Origin of the sequence: Lysinibacillus sp. VIII_CA (assembly GCF_049943995.1) — a bacterium.
GTDB lineage: Bacteria > Bacillota > Bacilli > Bacillales_A > Planococcaceae > Lysinibacillus > Lysinibacillus pinottii.
Map to the genome: position 1 here is coordinate 1 of NZ_JBNFXM010000045.1, position 3813 is coordinate 3813.

At 32.0% G+C, this 3813-nt stretch carries 4 protein-coding genes; all 4 read left to right on the plus strand.

Going from position 1 to position 3813, the window contains the following annotated elements; genetic code table 11:
- A partial coding sequence (locus tag ACP3VS_RS23900) for an EndoU domain-containing protein (protein WP_426390226.1) occupies window positions 1-540 on the plus strand: 540 nt, incomplete at its 5' end.
- A 13-nt stretch (window positions 541-553) separates the two neighbouring features.
- Entirely contained in the window at window positions 554-964 is a 411-nt protein-coding gene (locus ACP3VS_RS23905; RefSeq protein WP_036217845.1) for a hypothetical protein, read from the plus strand.
- 927 nt (window positions 965-1891) lie between these two features.
- A complete protein-coding gene (locus ACP3VS_RS23910; RefSeq protein ID WP_426390229.1) occupies window positions 1892-2533 on the plus strand; it encodes a hypothetical protein in 642 nt (213 codons plus the stop codon).
- A 16-nt stretch (window positions 2534-2549) separates the two neighbouring features.
- On the plus strand, window positions 2550-2924 hold the full coding sequence (locus tag ACP3VS_RS23915) for a hypothetical protein (protein WP_036218024.1): 375 nt from the start codon (window positions 2550-2552) through the stop codon (window positions 2922-2924).
- Window positions 2925-3813: the final 889 nt, after the last annotated feature.

A 3813-nucleotide genomic window follows, 5' to 3' on the forward strand; every position in this document is an offset into this window, starting at 1 on the left:
AGTCCGAAGCCGTCTAATACCCAACCATCACAAAATGGCTCGAATAAAAAGCCTGCTGAGGATAAGGGTACAGGTAATAATAGTAAGCCAGTCAGCGGAGATAGTTCAATTATCACACCTGAAATGAAGGAAAAAATACTTTTGGGGCAGAGAAAGAACCCTAATAAAAATGAAATTATTGGGGGGCATTCATCAACCATTAATAATAGCCATTCTAACTATGCTACAGAAGTTATTAAAATCAACCCTGATGGTACAAAAGATATCAAATATATAACTCAATTTCCTGATGGGAATCTTTCGAAAATAAAAAATAGTACAACATTTCCTGAAGGTTGGAGTGATCTTAAAATCTTAGATAGTATAACTGATATTGGTAATTCTCCTTCAATAAGTATTAGAGGTAGAGATGGAGCAACTCTGCATAGGGGGATTGTTGATGGTGTAGAAATTGATGTTATTAAAATAGGTGATACGGTAGTTAGCGGCTACCCAACAGGACAAATTAATGCTCCATTACCAGGTGGTTTTAGTAAATAGAGGAGGAAAGTGAATGTACGAAAAAGTAGATGCAGTATTATCTGAAAATAGCGCAGATAATTATTTTTATGACGATGAATTTATGTATGTGCAAGAATTGATGAGTGAGTTTACTAATATTGATTGGGAGAATTTAATTCGAGGATTAAAAGATAGAGATGATAAATATAAAATTAGATTAGCCTACTGTATAGATGAAGATAACGGAGTATATGGATTTAATTTATTATTAGATTTACTTAATGAGAGTGATGAAGTGGCTGAATATGCAATAGATTCTTTACGTTCTTTTGATGGTGAAGAGTATAAAAAAATAATTGCTTCTAATAAGCAAATAAAGGACAAAGTAGAGAAATTACTGAAAAATGCTAGTTTACCTATTGAAAGGATTTTAGAAGCATTTTTACAACAAAACAAATTATAAAAATTCGCAAATATTATTAAACTTAAAAAATACAAAATCACTTAATTTCCTAAAATTTGGAGTGAATTGATCGAGTAACTTTATGATGAAATGTCTCAAATCTTGTGAAAGCTAAAAAATCAAAGTATAGTATTGAAAAATTAGATGATTATATAGTGAAATAGGTGAATTAGTATATGAGTAAATAAATCTTAATACTATTCTTAAACCTTGATTGGCTAAATGCCTTTCAAGGTTTTTACTTTAATTTATATTAAATCAGCTAATATTTGAGTGAGACAATAAGAAAATGATTTGTTTGTGAATCGAGAGCTTATGAAGATAGTACCATTATGGAGTTCGGTTTTACAAGTAGAATGGAGTGACAAGTACGATAATTAAGCGAGATGACATTGTACATGGACTACATTGAATGGCTAACAAACTAACGAGCATGACAAAGCTCGTGGAGATAAACAAGGATATAATAGTTTTTAAATTGTCTACAGTTAAAGATATCCTTGAGTTTGAATAATTAACTCATGAAGGCTAAACCATCAAGGAGTACTATTTTTATAGTAAAGTAATAAGAGCGAGAATAGGCGAGATGACATTTTACTTAAAACCGATTATTCATGGATGTCATAAGACGAAACACACGAGATTAAACAAGCTAAAGTGTTTAAACGTTACACTTGCCATGTGGTAAAAAGATGTCATACTGTCAATATTAAACTAACTTATAAAACTTGCGAATATTAATAAACTTAGAAAATTTATAAACTTAAAGCACTTGATTGTCTATAACAGGCGACAAGTGCTTTTATGCATGTTTAAGTACGTAAATTGAAAAGATAACCATTTAAGAGCATCAATAAAAGTGTTCAAAATGCGAATAAAGGTCTCTTAGGCAGTGTAAAAGAAAAAGTCAAAAAGCAAGTAGTGAACGTGAAAACCCAGATACAATCCAAAGTAGCCGAAGTCAAACAGCAACTGCGTCAGATGGTACAATCACAGCAGCAGAATTTTGCATTAGCAGGTGGAGACGTTAGACACATAGAGGATACAGGAACAGTTGGAAGAAACACACCAACTCCAAGTCCGAAACCATCTAATACCCAACCATCACAAAATGGCTCGAATAAAAAGCCTGCTGAGGATAAGGGTACGGGTAATAATAGTAAGCCGGTCAGCGGAACTAAAACAGATTTTGGAGCAGAGAATCCAGTATCTGGACAAGATTGGAATAATTATTACAAAAATAAATATGGGAATGGAAATGTTCAATGGAAACCTGCATCATTTGATGATATTATTGCGAATCCTGAAAGATTGTATGGAAACTCTAAAAGCGAAATTAAGTCAATTTTAGGTCCGGATTGGAATGAGGGTATTTACGGAAGGAATGGATCCGGTTGGAAATTCACTAATCCGGATGGAAGTGTGTTCTATCATGGCGGTGGAGGAGTGCATAAGGGTTCATACTATGGATTTTCAAATGGAAAAACAAAAAAAGTGAAGGTATATAAAAAAGAGGATGGTTACGTTCCTACTATTGATGATAAAGGTACTACAATACAAATTGATTAAAGAAGGGGAGTAAATTGTGATATCAATTGGAGAATCATTTAAACTATTTTTAGAGACATTAAAACATTCTAATTCTAATGTTTTAACATTGTCAGATGATTTAATAGAGTATTATCTTCTTGAAGAGTTTGCAATAGAAGCACCAGCCTATTTAAGTGAATTTACCCTTGATAGATTAGTTAATGAAGGAATTATAGATGAAGAAATTTTTGAAAAAAGTAAAAAATTAAAAGATGTGTATTTTTCAATGAATCAAATGAAAGTATGGGATAGTTCCTCTATAAAAAAAAGCTCAGAGTGGAAAGAAATTTTTTCTCTTTCCGATCAAATCTGTGAGTTGATTCATAAAAAATGGACTGGTAAAGAAATAGAATATTTAAAAACAATATAAAAGCGATAAGTATTATACTATAGTGTACCTTTTGTAAAGGACATTTTGAGATATGGGAACCAGTAGAAGAATCCTACAATAATATGAAAGAAATTGCGATAGATTTTAAAACAGATTTAGAGGAAAGAGGCGAAAAAGCAATTGATTTCGTCTACGAAGGAAAATACTGACTATGGCTTTAAAAGTATTTAGTATAGATAAAGAAGAGAGGAGAATTTGGAGTAGGAACAAAATAACTACTTTTTGAGTGTTTTAACTATAACCTTGATTGACTAACTACCTTTCGAGGTTTTTTTTATGGTTAAAACAATACGACTTTATGATTACAACTCATCGTGGTTAGGCGAATATGCCATTGACAGTATAGGTGTTAAATAAAGTCACCACACTTACTACTCTATATATGAGAATAAAAAAGAGAAATTAGAATTTGTTGGTGAGATGAAACAATGTAGTGTTTAAAATCAACATGTCATGAAGGCAGTAACATCAAGGGTGTTGCCCAACGATAAGAAGCGTGAGGATTAAGCGAGATGACATTTTTACATGTCGAGGGTAGTATGGGTGGAGAATGGTAAAAAGTGAATGTCAATGACAAAGCTCGTGGAGATAAACAAGGATATAATAGTTTTTAAATTGTCTACAGTTAAAGATATCCTTGAGTTTGAATAATTAACTCATGAAGGCTAAACCATCAAGGAGTACTATTTTTATAGTAAAGTAATAAGAGCGAGAATAGGCGAGATGACATTTTACTTACAAGGGACCTCTGTATGGGTGGCATAAGCACGAAACACACGAGATTAATCAAACTAAAGGGTTTAAACGTTACACTTGCCAAGTAGTATAAAAGATGTCATACTGTCGATATAAAAATAACTTATAAAAC

Coding starts and splice junctions, on each gene's coding strand:
- ACP3VS_RS23905 (WP_036217845.1), top strand. CDS start 554: ATGTACGAAAAAGTAGATGCAGTATTATCTGAAAATAGCGCAGATAAT.